Below are 694 nucleotides of genomic sequence, written 5' to 3'. Positions count from 1 at the left end.
GCTGGCCTGCGTGGAGCGTTTGTCGAGCTGGCTGCAAGCACAGGGCTGGACCGTGCCGGACCTGGTGCTGATGACCCGGGGTGTGGAGGATATTCCACCGAGCCCCGAGATCACCAACCTGATCAAGGAAATGCAAGCGGCGCTCGCCAATGCTGAACTGCCTGGCGAGCCCGTCACGGAAGACTACTTGCGCGCACTGACCCCGCTGATCGCCTCGACCTTTGGCCTGAGCGGTGAAACTGCGGCCCGGGCCCTGCTGATCTGGGCGGACCGTGGCAAGCCCGGTGGGCTTTGGCTGCAAGAGCTAGGCGAGCGCCTGAAGCTGGAAGATCCAGAGGCGTCGGAAGAGCCGGAAGAACCAGAAGAACCTTACGACCCGGTAGCCGATCCCCAGATAATCGCCTTCACCTACGGCCTGGCGCAGATGGCGCTGATCGTGCACGCCAGCGGTGTGACCGCCGACGTGCTGGCCGTGCTGGTGGAGCAGCCCCATTTGCTCGCCGGAACCATGGACAACATCGAGCCCAGGCTGACCACCCTGCAGCGCAGTGTGGCCACGGTCGTGGCCCTGACGGACTTCAGCACCTGGCTGAAAACACGACCGGAGTCGGCCAGCACGCTGATGGCCGCGCTGAAGGCCGAAGGCGTACCGCCCGCGCTGCTGGCCAAGGCCACCGGCCAGGCAGAAGGGCTG

General features: G+C 65.7%; 1 protein-coding gene. It reads left to right on the top strand.

What is annotated here, in order from left to right; translation table 11 throughout:
• Positions 1-694, top strand: a 694-nt coding sequence (locus tag AC1MHZ_RS23380) for a hypothetical protein (RefSeq protein WP_482967011.1), incomplete at both ends; no start/stop codon positions are given.

The sequence above is a fragment of the Pseudomonas sp. FA-1 genome (assembly GCF_056856075.1).
This window is presented reverse-complemented; position numbering and strand designations above follow the sequence as displayed.